The 23,758-nt window shown below is 67.1% G+C and carries 20 protein-coding genes, 2 tRNA genes, 1 rRNA gene, 1 pseudogene and 1 riboswitch; of the genes and pseudogenes, 9 read left to right on the top strand and 15 right to left on the bottom strand.

Going from position 1 to position 23,758, the window contains the following annotated elements:
* Positions 1 to 300: 300 nt before the first annotated feature.
* The 7 genes from WBK31_RS03480 to WBK31_RS03450 form a co-directional block, all read right to left on the bottom strand.
* Positions 301 to 1,824: ribosomal RNA gene (locus WBK31_RS03480) — 16S ribosomal RNA — on the bottom strand.
* Between the two features lie 456 nt (positions 1,825 to 2,280).
* On the bottom strand, positions 2,281 to 4,854 hold the full coding sequence (locus WBK31_RS03475; protein WP_406674318.1) for a valine--tRNA ligase: 2,574 nt from the start codon (positions 4,852 to 4,854) through the stop codon (positions 2,281 to 2,283).
* An 85-nt stretch (positions 4,855 to 4,939) separates the two neighbouring features.
* On the bottom strand, positions 4,940 to 6,223 hold the full coding sequence (gene clpX, locus WBK31_RS03470) for an ATP-dependent Clp protease ATP-binding subunit ClpX (RefSeq protein WP_138691280.1): 1,284 nt from the start codon (positions 6,221 to 6,223) through the stop codon (positions 4,940 to 4,942).
* 184 nt (positions 6,224 to 6,407) lie between these two features.
* Positions 6,408 to 7,031: an ATP-dependent Clp protease proteolytic subunit gene (locus WBK31_RS03465; protein WP_364057652.1), complete on the bottom strand. Its 624-nt coding sequence runs from the start codon at positions 7,029 to 7,031 to the stop codon at positions 6,408 to 6,410.
* An 11-nt stretch (positions 7,032 to 7,042) separates the two neighbouring features.
* Positions 7,043 to 7,675 (bottom strand): ATP-dependent Clp protease proteolytic subunit, encoded by a 633-nt coding sequence (locus WBK31_RS03460; protein ID WP_364057654.1) that lies wholly within the window; start codon positions 7,673 to 7,675, stop codon positions 7,043 to 7,045.
* A gap of 371 nt (positions 7,676 to 8,046) precedes the next feature.
* Positions 8,047 to 9,429: a trigger factor gene (gene tig, locus WBK31_RS03455; protein WP_364057657.1), complete on the bottom strand. Its 1,383-nt coding sequence runs from the start codon at positions 9,427 to 9,429 to the stop codon at positions 8,047 to 8,049.
* A gap of 179 nt (positions 9,430 to 9,608) precedes the next feature.
* Entirely contained in the window at positions 9,609 to 10,475 is an 867-nt protein-coding gene (locus tag WBK31_RS03450) for a helix-turn-helix transcriptional regulator (RefSeq protein ID WP_364057660.1), read from the bottom strand.
* Positions 10,476 to 10,709: 234 nt separating this feature from the next.
* On the opposite strand from WBK31_RS03450, the gene WBK31_RS03445 reads away from it, so the two are divergent.
* Positions 10,710 to 11,186 carry an ATP-binding protein gene (locus tag WBK31_RS03445; RefSeq protein WP_364057663.1) on the top strand — a complete coding sequence of 159 codons (477 nt, stop codon included), beginning with the start codon at positions 10,710 to 10,712 and terminating at the stop codon, positions 11,184 to 11,186.
* A gap of 19 nt (positions 11,187 to 11,205) precedes the next feature.
* Here the strand turns inward: WBK31_RS03445 and WBK31_RS03440 are convergent, their stop codons facing one another.
* The 4 genes from WBK31_RS03440 to WBK31_RS03425 all read right to left on the bottom strand — a co-directional run bounded on the left by WBK31_RS03440 (position 11,206) and on the right by WBK31_RS03425 (position 13,499).
* The gene (locus WBK31_RS03440; protein WP_378784704.1) at positions 11,206 to 11,706 is read right to left on the bottom strand and encodes a DinB family protein; all 501 of its coding nucleotides are present in this window, start codon (positions 11,704 to 11,706) and stop codon (positions 11,206 to 11,208) included.
* Positions 11,707 to 11,717: 11 nt separating this feature from the next.
* The gene (locus tag WBK31_RS03435; RefSeq protein WP_406674317.1) at positions 11,718 to 12,134 is read right to left on the bottom strand and encodes a hypothetical protein; all 417 of its coding nucleotides are present in this window, start codon (positions 12,132 to 12,134) and stop codon (positions 11,718 to 11,720) included.
* Between the two features lie 355 nt (positions 12,135 to 12,489).
* Entirely contained in the window at positions 12,490 to 12,894 is a 405-nt protein-coding gene (locus WBK31_RS03430; protein WP_364057669.1) for a DoxX family protein, read from the bottom strand.
* Between the two features lie 104 nt (positions 12,895 to 12,998).
* The gene (locus tag WBK31_RS03425; RefSeq protein WP_406674316.1) at positions 12,999 to 13,499 is read right to left on the bottom strand and encodes an MBL fold metallo-hydrolase; all 501 of its coding nucleotides are present in this window, start codon (positions 13,497 to 13,499) and stop codon (positions 12,999 to 13,001) included.
* Between the two features lie 216 nt (positions 13,500 to 13,715).
* Between WBK31_RS03425 and WBK31_RS03420 the strand changes: the two genes are divergently transcribed.
* Positions 13,716 to 14,174 (top strand): DUF4231 domain-containing protein, encoded by a 459-nt coding sequence (locus WBK31_RS03420; protein WP_364057675.1) that lies wholly within the window; start codon positions 13,716 to 13,718, stop codon positions 14,172 to 14,174.
* A 653-nt stretch (positions 14,175 to 14,827) separates the two neighbouring features.
* Here WBK31_RS03420 and WBK31_RS03415 read toward each other — a convergent pair.
* Positions 14,828 to 14,904, bottom strand: a tRNA-Pro gene (locus WBK31_RS03415).
* 89 nt (positions 14,905 to 14,993) lie between these two features.
* Here WBK31_RS03415 and WBK31_RS03410 point away from each other — a divergent pair.
* The 3 genes from WBK31_RS03410 to WBK31_RS03400 all read left to right on the top strand — a co-directional run bounded on the left by WBK31_RS03410 (position 14,994) and on the right by WBK31_RS03400 (position 17,168).
* A tRNA-Gly gene (locus WBK31_RS03410) sits at positions 14,994 to 15,067 on the top strand.
* A 123-nt stretch (positions 15,068 to 15,190) separates the two neighbouring features.
* Positions 15,191 to 15,853 carry a uridine kinase gene (locus WBK31_RS03405; RefSeq protein WP_364057677.1) on the top strand — a complete coding sequence of 221 codons (663 nt, stop codon included), beginning with the start codon at positions 15,191 to 15,193 and terminating at the stop codon, positions 15,851 to 15,853.
* Between the two features lie 4 nt (positions 15,854 to 15,857).
* Entirely contained in the window at positions 15,858 to 17,168 is a 1,311-nt protein-coding gene (locus tag WBK31_RS03400; RefSeq protein ID WP_406674315.1) for a TrpB-like pyridoxal phosphate-dependent enzyme, read from the top strand.
* 43 nt (positions 17,169 to 17,211) lie between these two features.
* Here WBK31_RS03400 and WBK31_RS03395 read toward each other — a convergent pair whose 3' ends face one another.
* Positions 17,212 to 17,289: a 50S ribosomal protein bL37 gene (locus WBK31_RS03395; RefSeq protein ID WP_378790134.1), complete on the bottom strand. Its 78-nt coding sequence runs from the start codon at positions 17,287 to 17,289 to the stop codon at positions 17,212 to 17,214.
* A gap of 138 nt (positions 17,290 to 17,427) precedes the next feature.
* Between WBK31_RS03395 and WBK31_RS03390 the strand changes: the two genes are divergently transcribed.
* From WBK31_RS03390 to WBK31_RS03380, 3 genes and pseudogenes are all read left to right on the top strand, one after another.
* Entirely contained in the window at positions 17,428 to 18,207 is a 780-nt protein-coding gene (locus tag WBK31_RS03390) for a DeoR/GlpR family DNA-binding transcription regulator (RefSeq protein WP_364057683.1), read from the top strand.
* Positions 18,204 to 19,284 (top strand): annotated as a pseudogene (gene galT, locus WBK31_RS03385) (galactose-1-phosphate uridylyltransferase). Before WBK31_RS03390 ends, galT begins: the two are co-directional and overlap by 4 nt.
* Before the next feature lie 70 nt (positions 19,285 to 19,354).
* Positions 19,355 to 19,496: riboswitch (cyclic di-AMP (ydaO/yuaA leader) on the top strand.
* Positions 19,497 to 19,501: 5 nt separating this feature from the next.
* The gene (locus tag WBK31_RS03380; RefSeq protein ID WP_364057689.1) at positions 19,502 to 20,458 is read left to right on the top strand and encodes a hypothetical protein; all 957 of its coding nucleotides are present in this window, start codon (positions 19,502 to 19,504) and stop codon (positions 20,456 to 20,458) included.
* A 165-nt stretch (positions 20,459 to 20,623) separates the two neighbouring features.
* Here the strand turns inward: WBK31_RS03380 and WBK31_RS03375 are convergent, their stop codons facing one another.
* Positions 20,624 to 21,532, bottom strand: coding sequence for a TIGR03620 family F420-dependent LLM class oxidoreductase (locus tag WBK31_RS03375; protein ID WP_378784714.1), 909 nt, complete (start codon positions 21,530 to 21,532; stop codon positions 20,624 to 20,626).
* 109 nt (positions 21,533 to 21,641) lie between these two features.
* On the opposite strand from WBK31_RS03375, the gene WBK31_RS03370 reads away from it, so the two are divergent.
* Positions 21,642 to 22,250 (top strand): TetR/AcrR family transcriptional regulator, encoded by a 609-nt coding sequence (locus WBK31_RS03370; protein ID WP_406674314.1) that lies wholly within the window; start codon positions 21,642 to 21,644, stop codon positions 22,248 to 22,250.
* 86 nt (positions 22,251 to 22,336) lie between these two features.
* Here WBK31_RS03370 and WBK31_RS03365 read toward each other — a convergent pair whose 3' ends face one another.
* Positions 22,337 to 23,641: a site-2 protease family protein gene (locus WBK31_RS03365; protein WP_364057698.1), complete on the bottom strand. Its 1,305-nt coding sequence runs from the start codon at positions 23,639 to 23,641 to the stop codon at positions 22,337 to 22,339.
* Between the last annotated feature and the right edge of the window lie 117 nt (positions 23,642 to 23,758).

Genomic DNA, 23,758 nt, shown 5'->3' with positions numbered 1-23,758 from the left:
TCCACTATGCAAATCTCAAACAACAAACAGCGATCCACATCCAAGCCCGATAATCACTGGACTCTTCAATGGCCCTGTCTCCAAGGAACCGGTCGCCCGTTTCCTCAGGACCCAACAGTGTGCCCGATACCCCACGACCCCTGAACCTGCCCTTCCCACTCCCAGCCATCCCCACGAAGGAGAAGACCAGACGGTACTAACCAGGCAGCGACCGCGCTGCGCCGAATAACCAGTGCTCCACTCGTGAGCTGTCACCACCCCACCAGACACTCGCCGGTGAAGAGTGAAGATGCTCCTTAGAAAGGAGGTGATCCAGCCGCACCTTCCGGTACGGCTACCTTGTTACGACTTCGTCCCAATCGCCAGCCCCACCTTCGACCGCTCCCCCCACAAGGGTTGGGCCACGGGCTTCGGGTGTTGCCGACTTTCGTGACGTGACGGGCGGTGTGTACAAGGCCCGGGAACGTATTCACCGCAGCATTGCTGATCTGCGATTACTAGCGACTCCGACTTCATGGGGTCGAGTTGCAGACCCCAATCCGAACTGAGACCGGCTTTTAGGGATTCGCTCCACCTCACGGTATCGCAGCCCTCTGTACCGGCCATTGTAGCATGTTTGCAGCCCAAGACATAAGGGGCATGATGACTTGACGTCATCCCCACCTTCCTCCGAGTTGACCCCGGCAGTCCCCCATGAGTCCCCAACCCTCCGAAGAGGTTGCTGGCAACATGGAGCAAGGGTTGCGCTCGTTGCGGGACTTAACCCAACATCTCACGACACGAGCTGACGACAGCCATGCACCACCTGTCACCCAGCCCAAAAGGGAAACCCCATCTCTGAGGCGGTCCGGGTGATGTCAAACCTTGGTAAGGTTCTTCGCGTTGCGTCGAATTAAGCAACATGCTCCGCCGCTTGTGCGGGCCCCCGTCAATTCCTTTGAGTTTTAGCCTTGCGGCCGTACTCCCCAGGCGGGGCGCTTAATGCGTTAGCTCCGGCACGGAGATCGTGGAAGACCCCCACACCTAGCGCCCAACGTTTACAGCGTGGACTACCAGGGTATCTAATCCTGTTCGCTCCCCACGCTTTCGCTCCTCAGCGTCAGGTAAGGCCCAGCAAGCCGCCTTCGCCACCGGTGTTCCTCCTGATATCTGCGCATTTCACCGCTACACCAGGAATTCCACTTGCCCCTACCTACCTCTAGCCGGCCCGTATCCACCGCAGACCCGCAGTTAAGCTGCGGGCTTTCACGGCAGACGCGACCAGCCACCTACGAGCTCTTTACGCCCAATAATTCCGGACAACGCTTGCGCCCTACGTATTACCGCGGCTGCTGGCACGTAGTTCAGCCGGCGCTTCTTCTGCAGGTACACGTCAACTTCGTCCCTGCTGAAAGAGGTTTACAACCCGAAGGCCGTCATCCCCCACGCGGCGTCGCTGCGTCAGGCTTCCGCCCATTGCGCAATATTCCCCACTGCTGCCTCCCGTAGGAGTCTGGGCCGTGTCTCAGTCCCAGTGTGGCCGGTCGCCCTCTCAGGCCGGCTACCCGTCGTCGCCTTGGTAGGCCACTACCCCACCAACAAGCTGATAGGCCGCGAGCCCATCCCCAACCGAAAAAACTTTCCACCACCAGACCATGCGATCGGTGGTCGTATCCGGTATTAGACCCAGTTTCCCAGGCTTATCCCAGAGTCAGGGGCAGGTTGCTCACGTGTTACTCACCCGTTCGCCGCTCGAGTACCCCCGAAGGGGCCTTTCCGCTCGACTTGCATGTGTTAAGCACGCCGCCAGCGTTCGTCCTGAGCCAGGATCAAACTCTCCAAACAATGTCTGGAAAACAATCCCAGCCGACATCAACAACATTGATGCCAACTAAAAGGAATCCACGTCATGGAAACATGACGGGGTAATGCATCATGCACTGGCTTTTAACACACTGTTGAGTTCTCAAGAAACGGACGCGTACATCCGCACCAGAATCCTTGGGAGACCCTGGTGCGCGAGGCGCACACTTCGTTTCCTCCAGATTACCCGATCCGGACGAATCTTGTCAAACCGCCCGTTCCGGGATCTTCCGGACTCGCCTCTCTCCGAGGCAACCCTTCAAACTTACTCCAACATTCGGCTCTTGTCCAACCGCACGGCGGACGCAACCCGAAGATCGGGGTTCGTTCACTGGGATGTCAGGGCCGGGCGGCCCTGCGGTTCAAAACTTTACCAGCCTCTGGGACCGGGAAGGTCCATCTCCGGTAACAAATGGACCTTCCCGGCGACCGTACGGTCTAAACGCCCAGAGCGGCGAGCTGTGCCTCAAGGCGCTCGATGTCCGCGGACGCCTGCTCGGCACGTGCCTTGACCTTGGCCACCACTTCCTGCGGCGCCTTGGCCATGAACTGCTCGTTGCCCAGCTTGGCGGCCACCTGCGCGGCCTCCTTGCGGGCGGCGGCGAGATCCTTCTCCAGGCGCTTGCGCTCGGCCGCGACGTCGATGGCGCCGGCGGTGTCGAGCTCAACGGTCACACCGCTCACCGTCAGGCGCGCGGTGGTGCTGAACGACTCCCCAGGCTCCGTCAGGCGCAGCAGCGCGCGTATGGCGCTCTCCTGGCCGGTCAGCGGCGTGCCGGACAGGCCGAGCCGCGCGGCCACCTTCTGGCCGGGCTTGAGCCCCTGATCGGAGCGGAACCGGCGGACCTCGGTCACCAGCTCCTGCAACGCCTCGATCTCCGCCTCGGCGGCCGGGTCGGTGTAGCGCGGGTCGGCCGTGGGCCACGGGGCGATCACGATCGACTCGCCGCCGGTGACGGCCCGCCACAGCTCCTCGGTCACGAACGGCACCAGCGGATGCAGCAACCGCAGCAGCGCGTCGAGCACGTGGCCGAGCACCAGCCGGGTGTGCTCAAGGCCCTCGGCGAGCTGGATCTTGGCCAGCTCGAGGTACCAGTCGCACACCTCGTCCCAGGCGAAGTGGTAGAGCAGGTCGGACGCCTTGGCGAACTCGAACTCCTCGAACGCCGCGTCGGCCTGGGTGATGACGGACTGCAGCCGCGACAGGATCCACCGGTCGGCCGCCGTCAGCTCGGCGCCCTCCAGCGAGCCCACGGCGGCGCCGTTCATCAGGGCGAACCTGGTGGCGTTCCAGATCTTGTTGCAGAAGTTGCGCGAGCCTGCCGCCCACTCCTCGCTCACCGCGACGTCGGCGCCGGGGTTGGCGCCGCGCAGCAGCGTGAAGCGGGTGGCGTCGGCGCCGAAGCGCTCGACCCAGTCGAGCGGGTCGACCACGTTGCCGAAGGACTTCGACATCTTCTTGCCGTACTGGTCGCGGACCATGCCGTGCAGCGCGACGACACGGAACGGCGGCTCGCCGTCCATGGCGTACAGGCCGAACATCATCATCCTGGCGACCCAGAAGAACAGGATGTCGTAGCCCGTCACCAGCACCGAGGTCGGGTAGAAGCGCTCCAGGTCGGGCGTGCGGTCGGGCCAGCCGAGCGTGGAGAACGGCCACAGGCCCGAGGAGAACCAGGTGTCGAGGACGTCGGGGTCCTGGACGTAGCCGGCGGGCGGCTCCTCGTCGGGGCCGACGCAGACGACCTCACCGTTGGGGCCGTACCAGACCGGGATGCGGTGGCCCCACCAGAGCTGGCGCGAGATGCACCAGTCGTGCATGTCGTCGACCCAGTCGAAGTAACGCTTGGCCATCTCCGGCGGGTGGATGCGGGTGCGCCCGTCGCGCACGGCGTCGCCGGCGGCCTTGGCCAGCGGCGCGACGTTGACGAACCACTGCAGCGACAGCCGCGGCTCGACCACCGTCTTGCAGCGCGAGCAGTGGCCGACGGAATGGAGGTAGGGCCGCTTCTCGTCGACGATCTTGCCTTCGGCGCGCAGCGCGGCCACCACCGCGGGACGCGCCTCGAACCGGTCGAGCCCCTCGAAGGGCCCGTGCGCGGTGATCACGCCGCGCTCGTCCATGATGGCGATCGACGGCAGGTCGTGGCGGCGGCCGATCTCGAAGTCGTTGGGGTCGTGGGCGGGCGTCACCTTGACCGCGCCGGTGCCGAACTCGGGGTCGACGTGCTCGTCGGCGACCACCGGGATCATGCGGCCGGTCAGCGGCACCTCGACCATGGTGCCGATCAGGTGCGCGTACCGCTCGTCCGACGGGTGGACGGCCACGGCGGTGTCGCCGAGCATGGTCTCGGCGCGGGTGGTGGCCACCACGATCTCGTCGGAGTAGCGGATGGAGACGAGCTCGCCTTCGTCCTCGCTGTGCTCGACCTCGATGTCGGAGAGTGCGGTCAGGCAGCGCGGGCACCAGTTGATGATGCGCTCGGCGCGGTAGATCAGCCCGTCGTCGAAGAGCTTCTTGAAGATCGTCTGTACGGCCCGCGACAGCCCGGTGTCCATGGTGAACCGCTCGCGCGACCAGTCCACGCCGTCGCCGAGCTTGCGCATCTGGCCGAGGATGCGGCCGCCGGACTCCTCCTTCCACTCCCAGACGCGCTTGACGAACGCCTCGCGCCCCAGGTCGTGGCGGGACTTGCCCTCCTTGGCCAGCTCACGCTCGACCACGTTCTGCGTCGCGATGCCCGCGTGGTCCATGCCGGGCAGCCAGAGCGTCTCGTAGCCGCGCATGCGGGCACGGCGCGTCAGCGCGTCCTGGATGGAGTGGTCGAGTGCGTGGCCGATGTGCAGCACGCCCGTCACGTTGGGCGGCGGCAGGACGATGGTGTACGGCTTGCGCGAGCTGCCCGGGTCGGCGCGGAAGTAGCCTTCGGATACCCAGCGCTCGTAGCTGCGGGTCTCGACGTCGGCCGGTGTGTATTGGGTGGGCAGCTCTGGCGTTGTCACAGCATCCAATTCTAGGGAGACGGAAAAGCGGAACGCCCCATGGTTTATGACCACGGGGCGCCGGCGGTGTCGGCTGCGCTGCCGGAGGCGGCGCTCAGGCCGACTTCTCGCGCGGGGTGCGCTGCTGCTTGGCGGCGAGCTGGTCGCGCGGTACGAGGGTCGGGATCGCGTGTTCGAGCACCGACTCTCGGGTGATGACGACCCTGGCGACGTCTTGCCTGGAGGGCACCTCGTACATGACGGACTGGAGCACCTCCTCCAGGATGGCGCGCAGGCCGCGGGCGCCGGTGCCGCGCAGGATCGCCTGGTCGGCGATGGCCTCGAGGGCGCCGTCGGTGAACTCCAGCTCCACGCCGTCGAGCTCGAGCAGCTTGCGGTACTGCTTGACCAGCGCGTTGCGGGGCTCGGTGAGGATCTGGATGAGGGCCTCGCGGTCGAGGTTGTGCACCGAGGTGATGACCGGGAGCCGGCCGACGAACTCGGGGATCATGCCGAACTTCAGCAGGTCCTCCGGCATCACGTCGGCGAAGATGTCGGCGGTGTCGACTTCTTCCTTCGACCGGATGATCGCGTTGAAGCCGATGCCCTTCTTGCCTATGCGCGACTCGATGATCTTTTCCAGGCCGGCGAACGCACCACCGCAGATGAACAGCACGTTGGTGGTGTCGATCTGGATGAACTCCTGGTGCGGGTGCTTGCGGCCGCCCTGCGGAGGAACCGAGGCGGTGGTGCCCTCCAGGATCTTCAGCAGCGCCTGCTGCACGCCCTCGCCGGAGACGTCGCGCGTTATCGACGGGTTCTCGCTCTTACGGGCGATCTTGTCGACCTCGTCGATGTAGATGATGCCGGTCTCGGCCTTCTTGACGTCGTAGTCGGCGGCCTGGATGAGCTTGAGGAGGATGTTCTCGACGTCCTCGCCGACGTATCCCGCCTCGGTGAGCGCGGTGGCGTCGGCGATGGCGAAGGGCACGTTGAGCATCTTCGCCAGCGTCTGCGCCAGCAGCGTCTTGCCCGAGCCCGTGGGCCCGAGCAGCAGGATGTTGCTCTTGGCCAGCTCGAGACCGTCGTCTCTGCCCCGGTCGCCCGACTGCACCCGCTTGTAGTGGTTGTACACCGCTACCGAGAGAGCCTTCTTCGCCTTGTCCTGACCGATGACGTAGGCGTCGAGGAACTCGTAGATCTCCCTCGGCTTGGGCAGGTTGTCCCACTTGAGTTCGGAGGACTCGCTCAGCTCCTCCTCGATGATCTCGTTGCAGAGATCGATGCACTCATCGCAGATGTAGACGCCTGGACCGGCAATGAGCTTCTTGACTTGCTTCTGGCTCTTTCCGCAGAAAGAGCACTTCAGCAGGTCTCCCCCGTCGCCGATGCGTGCCACCCCAGATACTCCTTTGCGTGGGACCGCCCTGCTCACGAGAGCAGTGTCTCCGGACATCCTCCGGACTAGGCCGAACCGCTCAGGTTTCGACGTTACCGTCTTCTGGGCCCTCAGTGAGCCCCCTAGCGGCGAGTCGCACCGGAACGTGCCCTATCGGGCAGCGCCCCGGTGCGTCACGTCTCGTCTAGGAAGCGACGGCCTGAGCTCGCTTCTTCCTGGACGGGATGATGTCATCGATCAGACCATACGCCTTTGCCTCGACCGCGTTGAGAATTTTGTCGCGTTCGATGTCCTTGCGGATCTGGGCGGAGGTCTTGCCCGTGTGGTTCGCGATGATGTCCTCGAGCAGCGTGCGCATGCGCAGGATCTCGCGGGCCTGGATCTCGATGTCGCTTCCCTGGCCACCGCCCTCGGTGGACGGCTGGTGGATCAGCACCCGGGCGTTGGGCAGCGCGAACCGCTTGCCCGGGGTGCCGCCGGCCAGCAGCACGGCCGCGGCGGAGGCGGCCTGGCCGAGGCAGACGGTCTGAATCTCCGGCCGGACGAACTGCATCGTGTCGTAGATCGCCGTCATGGCGGTGAAGGAGCCGCCGGGCGAGTTGATGTAGATGCTGATGTCACGGTCGGGGTCGAGCGACTCCAGCGTCAGCAGCTGGGCCATCACGTCGTTGGCCGACGCGTCGTCGATCTGCACTCCGAGGAAGATGATGCGGTCCTCGAAGAGCTTGTTGTAGGGGTTCATCTCCTTCACGCCGTACGACGTGCGCTCGACGAAGGAGGGGAGAACGTAACGGCTCTGGATGTTCATGTCAGCTCCCCCTAGGAAACCGGGCCCGCGGAGGGCACCTGACGCGCACTGCGCACCACGTGGTCGATGAAGCCGTAGTCCTTGGCCTCCTCGGCCGTGAACCAGCGATCGCGGTCGGAGTCGGCCTCGATCTGCTCCAGCGGCTGCCCGGTGTGGTAGGCGATCCGCTCGGCCAGCGTCTTCTTCACATAAAGCATCTGCTCGGCCTGGATGGCGATGTCGGCGGCGGTACCGCCGATGCCGCCGGAAGGCTGGTGCATCATCACCCGGGCGTGCGGCAGAGCGTAACGCTTGCCCTTGGCCCCGGCCGTGAGCAGGAACTGCCCCATCGATGCCGCCATGCCCATGACCACGGTGGACACGTCGTTAGGTACGTATTCCATCATGTCGTAGATGGCCATGCCGGCACTGACGGAGCCGCCGGGCGAGTTGATGTAGAGCGTGATGTCGCGCTCGGGGTCGTCGGCCGCGAGCAGCAGCAGCTCGGCGCAGATGCGGTTGGCGATCTCGTCGTTGACCTCCTGCCCGAGCACAATGATGCGCTCCCGGAGCAGGCGCTGGTAGAGCTGGTCCTCAAGCCGGAAGGCGGAGCCGTTCTCACGGCCTCGAGACTCAGGCTGATAGAAGGTCGGCGGGCTGGTCACAGCGTCACCTTCCGATGCGTCGTAATCGATTGGCTTTGCTTGTGACCTTAACGCGCGCCGCCTACAGCTCATGCCCGGTCCCTGGCGCTGTTCGCTGACGGCGCAGGTTCGGGCGGCGCGGCGGCTGTCCTCGCGTGCGGCTTTCGTGACCGTACGAGGTGTAAGCCCCTGCGGAACGCAGGGTCGGAGACGCGGGCGGGGCGCTGGGAGCGCTGAGACGGCTTCTGAGAGCGTCACGTGCCCGAGACGGCTCTCGTACGCCCCGCGCGCCCACGATGCGTGCTGGGCTCTCTCAGCGCCGGTCACGGCCGACCGGGCATGGGAAAGCCCCCGGGACCGTCCCCAGGGGCTTTCCGAAGCCGGGTGAGGCGTCAGGCCTCGGGCTTGGCCTCCTCGGAGGACTCGCTCTCCTCCTGAACGACCTCTTCACCGTTGATCTCGGTGTAGATGGCCTTGAGGTCGACCTCGTTGCCGTCGGTGTCGACGACCTTGGCGGCGTCGCCCAGGACGGACTTGGCCTTGTCGCGCACGATCTCGACCATGGCCAGCGTGAGCTGGTCGTTGTCGGCGAGGTGCTTGGCCAGGTCGTTGGGCTGGACGCCCATCTCCATGGCGCGGCGCACGACGAAGTTGGTCAGCTCCTGCTCGGAGACGCCCAGCTCCTCGGCCTTGACGATCTTGTCGAGCACGAAGCCGACCTTGATGGCGCGCGCGGAGTTCTTCTCGAACTCGGCGAAGCGCTCCTCCTCCGTCGTCTGGTAGAGGCGGAAGAAGGCCTCGCGGCTGAGGCCGCTCTCGGCGATCTGGTGGTCGAGGTTGTGCTTGCGGGCGTCGATCTCGGCCTTGAGCGCGCTCTCGGGGATCGGAATGTCGATCTTCTCGAGCAGCGCGTCGAGCGCCTTCTCGCGAGCCTGCACGACCTGGTCGATCAGCTTGTTGCGGCGGGCCTGCTCGCGGATGCTGGCCTTGAGCTCGTCGAGCGTGTCGAACTCGCTGGCGAGCTGGGCGAACTCGTCGTCGAGCTCGGGGAGGACCTTCTCCTTGACCGACTTGACGTTGATGATGACGTCGGCTTCCTCGCCGGCGTTCTTGCCGCCGACCAGCTCGGTCTTGAAGCTCTTCTCCTCGCCCGCGGACATGCCCTGGAGCGCGTCGTCGAGGCCCTGCAGCACGGAGCCGGCGCCGACCTCGTAGGAGACCTCGTTGGCCTGCTGCTCCTCGATGTTGACGCCGTCGATCTCGGCGCGCAGGTCCATCACGACGAAGTCGCCGTTGGCCGCGGGGCGGTCGACGCCGGTGAGCGTGGCGAACCGCTGGCGCAGCGCGTCGAGCTGGGCGTCGACGTCTTCGTCGGAGACCTCGGCGGAGTCGACCGTGACCTCGATGCCCTGGTAGTCGGGGACCTCGAAGTTGGGCCGGATGTCGACCTCGGCGGTGAACTCGATCTGCTCACCGTCGTCGATCTTGGTGACTTCGATGTCCGGCTGGCTGACCGGGAACACGTCGACCTCGTCGACGGCCTGGCCGTACAGCTTGGGCACCGCGTCGTTGAGGGTCTCCTCCAGCACTACCGCCCGGCCGAAGCGCTGCTCGATGATGCGGGCCGGAACCTTGCCAGGCCGGAACCCGGGGACGCGCACCTGCTGCGCGACCTTCTTGTACGCCGCATCCATGCTCGGGCGCAGCTCGTCGAACGGCACCTCGACAGTGAGCTTGACCCGGGTCGGGCTGAGCTCCTCGACAGCGGTCTTCACGGAATGGTCTCCTTGATCAAGCTACGAGTGATCGCGGGCGCGTCCATTCGGTACGGCTCACGCGCCGCGCCCACATGAGCGGTGTTGGGCATGCTCCGCCACGGCGGCATCCAACGCCGATGGCCAGTCTAGGGCAGATGCATACCCAACCACGACGCCACCGCTTTGAGAAAACGCGATCAGAACTCGTCCGCGATCGTCCTCAGCAGCTCGATCGTCTCATCCGGGGTGGTGCTGACGGCGCACAACCGCTCCATCACCTCGGTGTATCGGTCCACATCCTCACGCTTGTCCAGGTAGAGCGCGCTCGCCAGCTGCTCGACGTAAACGACGTCCGGCAGGTCGGTGTCGGCGAAGCGCAGGATGCTGAACGCGCCCCCTTCCGCGCTGTGCCCGCCGTAGCTGAACGGCATGATCTGGATGGTGATGTTCGGCTGACGCATGAGGTCGATGAGGTGCTCGATCTGCGCCCTCATCACCTCGACGCCGCCGATCGGCCGCCGCAGCGCGGCCTCGTCGATCACCGCCCAGAAGACGGGTCCGTCGGGCTTGTCGAAAATCCGCTGGCGCTCCAGACGGAGGTCCACCCTCCTGGCGATCTCCTCCGCCCCGATGCCCGCCGCCCCGGCGGTCACCACAGCCCTTGCGTACTCCTTGGTCTGCAACAGTCCCGGCACGAACTGGACTTCATAGGTCCTGATCCTGGTCGCGGCCTCCTCGAGGCCGACGTACGCCTGGAACCACGTGGGCAGGACGTCGTTGAACCGGTGCCACCAGCCCGGTTCGTTGGCGGTGGCGACCAGGTCGAGCACCGCGGCGCGAGCCTCCTCATCCACCACCCCGTACAGGGTCAGCAGGTCCGCCACGTCACGTTCTTTGAACCCCACTCGGCCGAGTTCCATCCGGCTGATCTTGGATTCCGACCCGCGGATGATGTGGCCGGCCTCCTCGCGAGTGACGTTCTTCGCTTCCCTGAGCTTGCGCAGCTGGGAGCCCAGGAGGATGCGCAGCGCCGTCGGCCCGGAACCCGGCTGGTTCTGCGTCACTTTGCCTCCTATCAAGGTCCGCACACACAGTGACACCACACCGCCAGGTATGACAAGGTCTCAGCGTGGTGTCCGATTCGGATACCTATGACCCCGAAACGCCGCTTGCGGTTGCACATTGCACCTGCACGTGCATTTGGGTCTTGCAGCTGCCGCGTTCGTGACCCATGATGGCTTAGTGCATATTGGGCCATACATGCACTGACCAAGGCTTTACGGGGAGGTATCGGCAGCATGGTGGAGGACCCTCTGGCCACTGCCGACTGCCTGCAGATCACCCGTGAGGTGGGCTTCGACCACCTGTTCACGGGTGGCAAGCCCTACACCACCTCGTGCCCGCTGCCCTTTCAGGCCGACTCGGTCAAGACCGCGCGGGACGTCACCCGCAACACGCTGCGCCGCTGGGGCCTGCACGAGCTGAGCGACGACGCCGCCCTGGTGGTCTCTGAGCTGGTCACGAACGCGGTCAGGTACGCGATGTACGCAGGCGGCCGGCACGGGATCGAGCTGCTGCTCATGCGGGTCGCGCCGCACGTGCTGCTGGCCGTGGCCGACCCGAGCGACGAGGTGCCGACGCCCAAGGAGCCCGACTTCATCTCCGAGAACGGGCGCGGGCTCTACATCGTCGAGACCTACAGCCAGTGCTGGGGCTGGGACCCGCTGGCGCGCGGCGGCAAGGCGGTCTGGGCGCTGTTCCGCGCCGACGCCTGAGCGGGTCTCGAAGGCGGGCTCACTCGCCGGTGACGCCGTCGATCCGTTCGCGCAGCAGGTCCGCGTGACCGTTGTGGCGGGCGTACTCCTCGATCATGTGCACCAGGATGTAGCGGTGGGTGCACTCGCGCCCGTTACGGTCTCCCACCGCGTCGAGCGGCTTGGCGGCCGAGATGGCGCGGGCGCGCTCGATCTCCTCCTGCCACACGTCGAACGCCTCCTTCACCGAGGCGGTGTCCACCTCCTTGAAGTCGGCGTCGTTGTCGCGGTCCTTGTCCCAGAGCTTGGGCAGGGCCTCGCCGTCGAGCACGACGCGAAACCATACGCGTTCGACGTGGGCCATGTGCCTGACCAGGCCGAGCAGGGACATCGCCGAGGGCTCCGCCGAGCGCAGGCGCAACTGCTCGTCGGTGAGGCCGGCGCACTTGACGGCGAGGGTGGCGCGGTGCCATTCGAGCCAGTTGGTCAGCATGGTCCGCTCGTCGCCGGTCAGGGGCGGAACGGTTCGGGTGTCGATCACGCCGACCGACCTTATTCCGATATGTCATCTTGTTCGGCGCGAAAGTGGCTTTGGAGGATTTTGTAGGCGGCCGCGCGTACGGCGTCGTGCCTGACGTTCGCCACGAACTTCTCGGGCGTGTCGCCGCACAGGCGGCGCAGGGCGGCGGAGCCGTCGAGCAGCGACCCGATCAGCGTGCGCTGGGCGGTCAGGCGGCGCGGGCGGCCGTCGCCGTCCGAGTCCCTCAGGCAGCCGTGCCTGCCCTCGTAGACGAACGGAGGCGGCAGGCGGGTGCCGCCCTCCAGGGTGACGGAGTGCGCGAGCGGGCGGCGTACGTAATTGGGCTCGGTGCGGTCGAGCGCGGCGAGCTGCTGCTCGTCGAGCCAGAGCACGAACAGCCTGGCGATCTCCCCCGGGCCGGCACCGGCGCGGCGGGCACATACCCCCATTTGGTGACATGTGCGGAGACGCCCGGAGCGATGCCCGGCACGTCGGCGACCGTCATGGGGACGACCGGGCGTACCCCGTGATTCAGGAACTTCCTGCGCACCTGGCTGGGCGCGGCGTTGGACCCGACGGCGATCACGCGGTGGCGGGCGTGCAGCGGCGCGCACCCCCGCGCCGCCAGCAGCCCGCTGAGCGTCCCCTCCCCTGCCCGCCACGTCTCCGGCCGGCCGTGGGGCCGCAGCGGCACGTACGCGTCTCCGTCCAGCACCCCGGAGCCCTCGGGGATCCGGCCCGGGTAGGTCAGCGGCTCGGCCATGGGATCGCCGTCGAAGAGGTCCATGGCCGCCATGATGCCCCTCAGCGCCTCGAGACCAGCGACCACAGGCGCTTCGTCGAGTCCCTGCGGCCCCATGCGATCACCGCGCAGAGCACGAGCACGGAGAGCGGCAGCACGCCGGGTCCCCCGAGCACCAGCCACTCCGTCAGCGCCGCGCACGCGGTCAGCGCCACCAACGCCAGCCCGGCCAGCCCGGCCAGCGGCGGCACCACGAGCCCCACCGCCCCCGCCGCCTCCAGGACGCCGGTCAGATGGCGGAACCAGTCACCCCACCCGATCGCCTCGAACGTGGACTTCGCAGGCTCGGCCCCGGTGAACTTCCCCAGTGCGCTCATCACGAAGAACCCGGCCAGCACGACCTGCAGAACCCACAGAGCGACGTGCGCGACCCTGCCGGTGGTGCGGCTTTGCGGTGCTATCGCCATGATCTGCCTCCCCTTGATTCGGTACGTCCGACGCTAAGGACGCGGACGCGCGGGGGGAATCGCGCTGGCTACCCGATGAAGTGCAGGTAAATGCACCCTTCTGCTCAGGCCCGGCATGCAGGCCCGGCATGTTCAGGACGGGCATGTTCAGGACGGGCATGCTCAGGGCGGGCATGCTCACGGGGCGACGCCACCAGGGGGCAGCCACGAGCAGACACCGCCGGTCTCGGTGGCGAGCCGATGGTTGACGGCTTCCCGGCCGCGCTCGTTGATCTGGCCGTCGTGGATGCCGAACGCCCGCTCGGGCGCGACGGCTCGGGCGAGTCGAGGGAGTCGCCGGGGTGGTAGAGGCGGTCGTCGACGACGTAGCCGAGGTTGGGGCAGTCGGGGCTGTCGCCGTAGACGATCGCGTGCCGCCCGCCCACCGTCCTGACGTGGAAACCCGCCGCGTCGAAGTCCTCGCCCGTGGCGTGCCCGACGACGTCGAGACCCGGGAGGCGCGCTCCCTCGGGGACGTGCACGGGAACGCCGAGACCGGCCAGGCGCAGCCTGTCGATGTGGTCGTAGTGCTCGTCGGCCCAGTTCGCATTTCGCCCTGCGAGCATGGCCCGACCCGGTCACGCATGTCCACACCTGTACGCCTGGACCGTTACACAGTCAGTCACTCAGCTGGCAAAGCGACATCGCCGACCAATAAGATCACCCGCGCCAGTCCTCAGCTTGGGGCTGCACATAAGGGTGCGTGCCACTCCGATCCGAAGCGTGCGGGAGGTTAGAGCATGCCAGGAGACCCGTCCTCCTCGTCAGCGGAACCGCCTCAGATGGGCACGACGCTCGGACCGACCGAGTACATCGAACAGCGCCTAGAACAGTACAGGGGTTGGTACGACCGCAAGGCGATCAAGGCCAAAGCCCTTCACCTCCGGCTCAGTACCTTGGCTGTGGTCGGAGGAGCAGTCGTCCCTGTGCTCGTGAACATCGACCTTCCCTTCATCGACATCGCCACCACGCTGATCAGCCTGATGGTCGTGACGCTGGTCTCACTGGAGAGCGTGTACCACTACAGGGAGCAGTGGAAGAACTATCGATCCACCGAGCAAGCACTCGGCCACGAGCTGTTCCATTACAAGACCCGTACAGGGGTCTATGAGGGTCTCAATGACGATTCGGCGTTCAAGACGCTCGTGGAGCGGGTGGAGAACGCTATCGCCTCCGAGAACGCGTCCACCCTAAGCACCATGACTCTAGCCAGCCCGTCCTCCCACCAAGCGCTGCAATGAGCAGCAACTGTACTGCGCGACGGTCACCCCAGATCGGAGCGCAACCTCAAGGCATCCTTTGAACTCATCGGCCCTATTCGGCTACTCCGGCCTTCATGGCGTACCACCTGGCGCATCTGTGGGTCTTACTCCGTTATCGCTTGTGACCCAGGTAGGCGGTGCTTCGACCACTGTGTCAACCCGGCCTGGGCGAGACAGTCCCTAGCTCGTCGGCGCCGGAAGTCGCGGTGACCTGCTCTCCCAATACCCACACCGCGCAGATCACCAGGCCCTGCCCAAGCCGCGCGGCTGAGCGGGCCATGGCCAAGTACACCTAGTGATCGAACGGAGCGGAACATCGCCAACTCTGAGCGACGCCTGTGGGGCGAAGGCCCGCCAGCGTACAAGGCCTTTCGAACCACCCCGTGGCGCTGCGGGGATTGCCCCGAAGCTTCGTGTAAATGATCTCGGACAACAGCGTGCCACCTGGGGAGATCTCGGCGGCGAGTCGGCCACAGCGGCACCGCAGTGACGAAGCCGTCCGCCGGAAGCAGGCTTGGCCGGTACCCCAGGCCCGGCGCTGTGGCGATGGACCACATGTTCGCGCCGTCGAGGCTCAATCACTCACCAATTAGGCGAAAGACCCCTCCCGGCTCGGGAAGGGCCTTTTGCGCTGGTCGGGGCGACAGGATTTGAACCTGCGACTTCTTGCTCCCAAAGCAAGCGCGCTGCCAAGCTGCGCCACGCCCCGTCTCGCCGGTTGCGCAAGCGCCCCGGGACTCCGGTACGCTTACGCTCTGACGACCGGATGAAGTCTAGACCAGAGTTCGACCGGTTCGCGCGGACGTAGCTCAATGGTAGAGCCCTAGTCTTCCAAACTAGCTACGCGGGTTCGATTCCCGTCGTCCGCTCCAAGAGACGGAAAGGCCAGGTCAACCCCCACGCCGGGGAGCCTGGCCTTCCGCGTCTTCCGCGCCGGGCGAACACCGGATGCCGTCCTTTCCGTCCCGATGCGTCACGCTCGTAGGCTGGGTGGGGTGCGTGCGCGACCGATCTCCCGTGAGGCTCTCGTCGAGGAGCTGGCCGAGCTGATCTGTGACCGCCCGCCCGGCTCGTACGTCCGGGTGGCGGTGGACGGCGCGCCCGCGGCACGGCCAGCGGCGCTGGCCGACGAGCTGGTCGCGCCGGTGCGGCTGCGCGGGCGGCCGGTGCTACGGGTGTCGGCGGGCGACTTCCTGCGGCCCGCGTCGTTGCGGCTGGAGTTCGGCAGGACCGACCCCGACGCCTTCTACGACGACTGGCTGGATGTGAAGGCCCTGCGCCGGGAGGTGCTGGACCCGCTGGAGCCGGGCGGTTCGGGGCGGGTGCTGCCGGCGCTGTGGAACAGCGCGATCGACCGGGCGTACCGGCTGCCGTACGAGGAGCTGCCGCCCGGCGGGGTGGTGCTGGTCGACGGGACGCTGCTGCTGGGGCGGGGGCTGGCGTTCGAGGTGAGCGTGCACCTGTGGCTGTCGCCGGGCGCGCTCGAACGCGGCACGCAGGAGGAGGAGCGGTGGCGGCTGCCCGCGTACGAGCGGTACGAGCGCGAGGCCGCCCCTCAGCACAGCGCGGACGTGGTGGTGCGGTCGGACCATCCGGCGCGGCTCGCGGTGCTGATGCCGGGCGGTACTGGAACGCGGGCACGCGGCGGCGCACACTGAGGCGATGATCCCCAACAACTGGTACAACATCGTTCCGGACCTGCCGGAGCCGCCTCCGCCGCCGCTGCATCCCGGCACGCGGCAGCCCGTGGGCCCCGACGATCTCGCGCCGCTGTTCCCTGCGGAGCTGATCGCGCAGGAGGTGAGCGGCGAGCGGTTCGTGCCGATCCCGCAGGAGGTCCTCGACGTCTACCGGCTGTGGCGGCCGACGCCGCTGATGCGGGCCCGGCGGCTGGAGAAGGCGCTGGGCACGCCGGCCAGGATCTACTACAAGTACGAGGGCGTCTCGCCCGCGGGCTCGCACAAGCCGAACACGGCGGTGCCGCAGGCGTACTACAACGCGCGCGAGGGCGTGCGGCTGCTCACCACGGAGACGGGCGCGGGACAGTGGGGCTCGGCGCTGGCGTTCGCCTGCTCGCAGTTCGACGTGGAGTGCCGGATCTGGATGGTGCGCGCCTCCTACGACCAGAAGCCGTACCGGCGCTCTCTCATGCAGGTGTACGGCGCGACCGTGCACGCAAGCCCCTCCCCCGTCACCAAGGCGGGCGGCAAGGTGCTGGCCGACGACCCCGGCTCGCCGGGCAGCCTGGGCATCGCGATCAGCGAGGCGGTGGAGGTGGCCGCCGCGAACCACGATGCCAGGTATGCGCTCGGCTCCGTGCTCAACCACGTGCTGATGCACCAGACGGTCATCGGCGAGGAGGCGCTCGCGCAGCTTCCCGAGATGCCCGACCTGGTGATCGGGTGCACCGGCGGCGGCTCGAACTTCGCCGGCCTGGCCTTCCCGTTCCTGCGGGAGAAGCTGGCGGGGCGGCTGGAGACGGAGTTCAGGGCGGTCGAGCCGGCGGCCTGCCCGTCGTTCACGCGCGGCGTGTACGCCTACGACTACGGCGACGCGGCCGGGTTCACGCCGCTGCTGAAGATGCACACGCTGGGCCACTCGTTCGTGCCCGACCCGATCCACGCGGGCGGCCTGCGCTATCACGGCATGTCGCCGCTGCTGTCGCACATGTACGAGCTGGGCCTGTTCACGGCGGTGACCCGGTCGCAGCGGGAGTGTTTCGCGGCGGGCGTACGGTTCGCGAGGACCGAGGGCATCCTGCCCGCGCCCGAGCCCACGCACGCGCTGGCGGAGACCATCGCGGAGGCGCTGCGGTGCAAGGAGAGCGGCGAGGGGAAGGTGATCCTGACCGCGCTGTGCGGTCACGGGCACTTCGATCTGGCCGCCTTTGACCGGTATCTGGCGGACGAGCTGGAGGACTACATGCTGCCGCAGGAGCGCATCGACCAGGCGCTCACGGAACTGCCTGGTTAGGCGGGCGGGTGACCGCGATCGGCGGCGGCCACCCTGCCGTCCGTCATCGCGCGGTGGGGCGCTTTCCGTGGTTCGCCTTCTTCTTCTTGCGTGCCCTGGCCTTGCGTGCGCGCCTTGCCATAGGTCGCCTCCCGGTGATCGGCACTGCTTCTGACTCAACGTCTCCCCACCCGGTGACCAGCGCAAGCGCTCCGCACGAACTAACATTCCCCAACATGTCCATGTCATAATTTGGTGGAATGTGTTGGAAGGAGCGGGTGTGCTCGCACAGCAGCGTCAGCAGGCGATACTCGAACGCGTCCGCAGGCTCGGCGGCGTGCGAGTGGCCGACCTCGTACGCGAACTCGGCGTCTCCGACATGACCATCCGGCGCGACCTCGAGGTGCTGGCCGAGCGCGGCTTGCTGGAGAAGGTGCACGGCGGAGCCACCGCACTGGGCCCCGGCTCGACCGAGGAGCCCGGCTTCACCGCCAAGTCGGCCAGGCAGCAGCAGGAGAAGGAGGCCATCGCCAAGCGTGCGGCCATGCTCGTACGCCCCGGCACGGCCGTGGCGCTGTCGGCGGGCACCACCACGTGGGCGCTGGCGCACCACCTGATCGGCGTGCCCGAGCTGACCGTGATCACCAACTCGATCCCGGTCGCCGAGGTCTTCCACCGCAACCCGCGCGCCGACCGCACGGTCGTGCTGACGGGTGGCGTGCGCACGCCGTCCGACGCGCTGGTGGGGCCGGTCGCGGTGGCCGCGATCCGCCGCCTGCACGTCGACACGCTCTTCCTCGGCGTGCACGGCATGAGCGTGCGGGCCGGGTTCACCACGCCCAACCTGCTGGAGTCGGAGACCGACAGGGAGCTGGTGGCGGCGGCGAGCCGGCTGGTCGTCCCGGCCGACCACACGAAGTGGAACACGGTGGGCATCAGCACGATCGCCGAGCTGGACGAGGCCGACGTGGTCGTCAGCGACGCGGGCCTGCCGGAGGAAGCACGTACGGAGCTGGCTGAACGGGCCGGCGAACTGATCATCGCGGAGGGCTCGTCGTGAAGCGCACCATCACCCATCTCGCCGACGGCCGGGAGCTGATCTACTACGACCGGCGCGACGACGCCGACAGGAGCGCGATCGACCGCCGCCGGCTTCGACCCCCGGCCGCCGGCCTCGGAGCTGCGCTACGACCCGCTCACCGAGGAGTGGATCGCGATCGCGGGGCACCGGCAGACGCGGACGTTCCTGCCGACCGGCGGCACGGCCGAGTGCCCGCTGTGCCCGTCGTCGGACGAGCGCGCGACGGAGATCCCCTCGTACGACTACGACGTGGTCGTGTTCGAGAACCGCTTCCCCTCCTTCTCCGGAAATTTCGGGACTTATGAGGCCGTGGGCGGGCTGAGCGAGGTCCGTCCGGGTGTGGGGCGGTGCGAGGTCGTGTGCTTCACCTCCGACCACGACTCCTCCTTCTCCGCGCTCTCCGACGAGCAGGTGGTGCTGGTCATGGAGGCGTGGGCCGACCGTACGGCGGAGCTGTCCGGCATCGAGGGCGTCGAGCAGGTCTTCTGCTTCGAGAACCGGGGCGCGGAGATCGGCATCACCATCGCGCACCCGCACGGCCAGATCTACGCGTACCCGTATGTCACACCCAGGACGAAGCTGCAGCTCGGAGCCGCCGAGCGCTACAAGGGGCCGGGGAACCTGTTCGCCGACGTGCTGGCCGCCGAGCGGGCCGAGGGCACGCGGGTGGTCGCCGCAAACGAGCTGTGGACGGCCTTCGTGCCGGCCGCCGCGCGCTGGCCGTTCGAGGTGCACATCTATCCGCACCGGCAGGTGCCGGACCTGGCGGCGCTGACGGACGCCGAGCGCGCCGCGTTCGCGCCGCTCTACACCTCGGTGCTGCGGGCGTTCGACGGGCTGTTCGGGGTCGTCATGCCGTACATCTCGGCCTGGCATCAGGCGCCGGTGCGTACGGGGCGCGATCTGGCATACCTGCACCTGGAGCTGTTCTCCATCCGGCGGGCGCCCAACAAGCTCAAGTACCTGGCAGGCTCGGAGTCGGCGATGGGGGCGTTCGTGAACGACGTGCGGCCCGAGGAAGCGGCGCGCATGATCCGATCACAGATCGATCACTAATAGATTTCTACTTAAGGTCGCATGACTCATGATCTACCACTAATATCCCCATATGCATCGGCCGTAACGCGGCTGATGCCCGCCTAATCCTGGGCGCGTCGCCCGGGAGCCGGGGACCCAACCGCACCTTGGGGTGAATCCGCTACGGCGGTAGGGAGCGACTCCCATGCCCGAACCCGTCAGCTAACCCGGCCGGCAGAGGGAGAGGAACTCATACGTGGCGGCTTCGTCCCCCGCGAAACTTGCCATCGGTCTCATCGCCGCCGCCGCCATCGCCGTCCTCCCGGCGCACGCGGCGACGGCCGCCCCGAAACCGAAAGAGTCCGAGCTCCGCGCTCAGCTCAAGCAGCTGAACAGCAAGGTCGACAAGCTCATCGAGAAGTACAACCTCAAGCGCGTCGAGCTGGCCAAGGCACAGGAGGCCGCCAGAGCCGCGCAGGCCAGGCTGGCCGCCGCCGAGCAGACCCTGGCCGCCGCCGAGCAGCGGGTCGCCGAGATCGCCCGCCTGCGCTACCAGAACATCGACCCGTCGCTGCCCGGCTTCATGATGCCGGGCGACGCCGGCACCGCGGCCCTGCTCGAACAGCTCACCGCCGAGCAGCAGGCCATGGTGGCGAGCGTCGCCAAGGCCCGCGACGAGCGCAAGAAGGCCAGCGATGAGGCCGCCGCGCTGACCGCCAAGATCAAGAAGGACGCGGCCGAGGTGGCGAAGCAGCGCCGCGAGGCCGAAGGCGTCATCAGCGACATCGAGAAGAAGCTGCGCGACCTGGTGCCGGTCGCCACGGGCCGCAGGTCCAACGGCACCTGGGCGCCCGAGCTGCCCGGCGGCCCCGACAACATCACCCCGCGTACGCGGCTGATGAAGGCCCAGATCGAAAAGAACTTCTCGCTGCCGTACACGGTGGGCTGCTTCCGCGCGGGCTCCAGCGGTGAGCACCCGCTCGGCCGCGCCTGCGACTTCATGATGAGCACCGGCGGCACCATGCCGACGCCCGCCAACAACGCGCTCGGCGACCGCATCGCCGAGTGGGCGCTGCAGAACAAGGACAAGCTCGGCGTGAAGTATGTGATCTGGAAGCAGCGCATCAACTCCGGCACCGGCTGGCGCGCCATGGCCGACCGCGGCAGCATCACCGAGAACCACTACGACCACGTGCACATCTCGATGAACTGAAACCAGGGGATGACCAGGGGATGACCAGGGGATGACTAGGGGATATCGCATCTGGCGATGTACATCCACGAATCGAGACGGCGTTTGCGCCGGCGGCCCCTATGCGGTTGAGCGTTCGGAGTGCCGGGTCCGCGATGGGGCCCTGGGTCGCCTGAACTGACAGCCTCACCCCCATCCAGGAGGCAATGCAGACGCAAGGTGTTCGAGTTGCTCGATGGCCGTGGACATGTCATCTGCGAGGGGATGGACAAGCACGTGGTCGGCGCCGGCGTCGAGTTGCGCTTGAACGCGCGCGGCGATGGCGTCCGGGGTGCCCCACGCGACCAGCGCGTCGACCAGCCGATCGCTTCCTCCGTTGGCCATGTCCTGGTGGCCATAGCCGAGACGTAGCCAATTGCGCGCGTACGGCGAATCGGAGCTGATCTTGCCTCGGTACCGCCGCGCGATGGCACGGGCTTGCTCAGGATCGGGTTCGATGACGAACGCCTGTTCGGGGATGAGCAACTTGTCGCTCCCCAGGGCCTCGCGGACGAGCGCGGTGTGTTCGACCGGGGCCGCATACGAATGGACGCCGTCGGTGCGGTCGCGGGCCAGTTGCACCATGCGGGGCTGCAAGGCGGCCAACACCCGGACGAACGGCGCAGCCGGCGGGTTGCGCGTCATCGCTTGGTCCATCTCGTCGAGATAGTCCCGCATGACCTTGAGGGGACGGCCGTAGTCCAGCCCGCCGGCTTCGACCAGAAGCCGTTGGCTGACGCCTATTCCGAGGACGAACCGTCCGGGGTAGGCCTCGGCCAACGTCGCGGCGCCGCCCTGCATTGTGGCGGGATGACGCGCCCAGATGTTGGCGATTCCGGTACCGATCAGCAAGTGCCTGCTCGCGGCGAGTTGAATGCCTGCGTTGGCCAAGGCGTCCTTGCCGCCGATTCCTTCAGGCCCCCATAGCGAGCCATACCCGAGTTGCTCAATGCGCCGCACCGCGTGGCGCCAGCTTTCGACCGGGGTGTCATGGAAGCGGCGTCCGCCAAGCCACACTCCCACGCGTCCCAGCTTCGCCTTCACTTCTGTGATCACTGCCGTAGCCTCCTTGCCACACGACGGCCGCCATCCGGGGATTATCTCCGGTAAGACTGACCGTATCCGGAGACAGTCCCCGCTACAATGGTTCGAGCGGAAGGGAGCAATGGGCGACAAGAGGGCATCGCGTGCAATGCGGGCAATGCGGGCAGACGCGCAGCGCAATCGGGAAAGGCTGCTCGCTGCGGCGAGGGCAGCGTTTGCGCGCGCGGGCGTGGAGACCTCGCTCGATGACATCGCCCGCGACGCCAACGTCGGTTCAGGTACGCTCTACCGCCACTTCCCCACCCGCGAGGCTCTGGTGGCGGCCGTACTCGACGACCGTTACGAAGCCCTCGCCGCCGAGGCCGCCAGGCTTCAGGCTGAGCACTCACCAGGGGAGGCGCTCGTGGCCTGGTTGAAGCTCTTCGTCAACCACCTCATGACGTATCGAGGGCTGGCAGCGAGCGTCGCCACCGTGCTCCACGACGAAACGTCGCCGCTGTACTCGGCCTGCCATGCCATGCGCGCCGCTGCGTACGAACTCGTCGCGACGGCCCAGCGCGGCGGCGCCGTCCGGGATGACATCGACGCCTCGCAGGTCCTTTACCTGGCCGCCGGTGTCGCCTGGGCCGGCGAGCAGTCGGCCGCCGACCGGGCCGGTGTGGAGCACATGCTGGCGGTCCTCGTGGACGGGCTGCTGTGCAACGGCCGCGTTCCGCGGCCGTTCGGCTGATCCCACCGGAAAGCCTGGAAAGCCCGCGCGCCATCGGCGGCCGGTGCTCCCTCCCTCGCCGCCTCAGCGCAGCGGCGGCAGCCGGGTCAGTTGGTCAGCGTGAGCGGGTTGACGAGGTCGGCGTACACGAGGAGACCGGCCATGATGATCATGACGATGGCCACCGCGTACGTCACCGGCAACACCTTGGCGATGTCGACGTACGCGGGCTCCGGCCGGCGCATGATCTTGGCGTACGCCCGCTTGATGCCCTCCCACAGGCCGCCCGCGATGTGGCCGCCGTCGAGCGGCAGCAGCGGCAGCAGGTTGAACATGCCGATCGCCAGGTTGAAGCCGGCCAGCAGGTTGACGAAGATGGCGATCTTCTTCTCGGTGGACAGGTCGGAGGCGAGGATCTCGCCGCCCATGCGGCCCGCGCCCACGACGCCGACCGGGCCCTCGGGGTCGCGCTCCTCGCCGGAGAAGGCGGCGTGCCAGACGCCGACCATCTTGTTGGGCAGGTTGAGCAGGGAGCCCGCGACCCGGACCGACAGGTCGCCCATGTAGCCGATGACCTGGCCGATGCTCTGCTTCTGCATCACCTCGGTGGGCAGCACGCCGAGGAAGCCGACGTTCCTGTCGATCTTCGACGGGTCTTCGAGGTTGGGCCGGTCCTGGGCGATGAGCGTGACGTCGAGCGTCATCGGCTTGCCGTCGCGGATGATGCCGATCTTCGCCGGGCCGGGGCCGTGGGAGCGGATGAGCTTGGTGGCGTCCTCCCACGAGCCGATCTTCTTGCCGTCGAAGGTGACGAGCTTGTCGCCGGGCTTCATGCCGGCCTGCGCGGCGGGGGTCGGCTTGTCGCCGGGCGCGCACTGCGTACGCTGCTCGCTGATGGGGATCACGCACGTGTTGGTGTCGGGCGAGACGATCGGCGCCCAGGTGGGCAGGCCGATGCCGACCAGCAGGATGCTGAAGAAGACGAAGGCGAGTACGAAGTTCATCGCCGGGCCGCCCGACATGATGATGACCTTCTGCCACCACTTCTTGCGGTAGAAGACACGGTCTTCGTCGCCGGGCCGCACCTCTTCTTGCGCGGCGTCGCGGGCGGACTCGATCAGCCCCTGGAACGGCCCTGTGGCGGTGCTGCGCACCTTGCGGGGGTCGTCGCCGGGACGCGGCGGCAACATGCCGATCATCCGGATGTAGCCGCCGAACGGGATCCACTTGATGCCGTATTCGGTCTCGCCCTTGCGCCGGGACCACGCCGTGCCGCCGAAGCCCACCATGTATTGGGTGACCTTGACGCCGAAGAGCTTGGCGGGGACCAGGTGGCCGAGCTCGTGCAGCGCGATGGAGACCATCAGACCGAGGAGGAACAGGATGATCCCCACGGCGTAAAGCCAGTTCATCTAGGCGCGCTCCCGGCAGACGATTGGGACAGACGATTAGGTCCGACAGCCCCAGAGTAGTCGAACTCGCCACGCCTTACGGCTTACCGCTTTTGACAAGCATTGACAGTTTGCGAT

The organism is Nonomuraea sp. N2-4H, from assembly GCF_045291505.1.
Lineage (GTDB): Bacteria > Actinomycetota > Actinomycetes > Streptosporangiales > Streptosporangiaceae > Nonomuraea > Nonomuraea fastidiosa.
This window is presented reverse-complemented; position numbering and strand designations above follow the sequence as displayed.